1 pseudogene is annotated in these 230 nt (G+C 44.8%); it reads left to right on the top strand.

Going from position 1 to position 230, the window contains the following annotated elements:
* Positions 1-230 (top strand): annotated as a pseudogene (locus H5985_RS09340) (hypothetical protein); the annotation flags it as partial.

Below are 230 nucleotides of genomic sequence, written 5' to 3'. Positions count from 1 at the left end.
ACGATACTCAGAAAGCTTGAATTCGCCCGTCAACTTCATAATGCCACTCTTGGTAGCGCCTTAGGTCAACTGCAACAGCTTCGTCAGGACAGTGATTGGAAAAAGGCCTGTTCAATGCCTAAGGGTAAAGAAAGAACAAATCTATTCAAATCGCTTGATAGAAAATACCATTTGACGGAATACGACTTACACGCAGTGATTGCCAAACATCGGCAAGCCAGCGGCCGAAA

This window comes from Parasutterella secunda, assembly GCF_016901835.1.
GTDB classification, from domain to species: Bacteria; Pseudomonadota; Gammaproteobacteria; order Burkholderiales; family Burkholderiaceae_F; genus Aphodousia; species Aphodousia faecavium.
The sequence above is the reverse complement of the archived record's forward strand: the minus strand, read 5'-3'. Positions and strand labels throughout refer to the sequence as shown.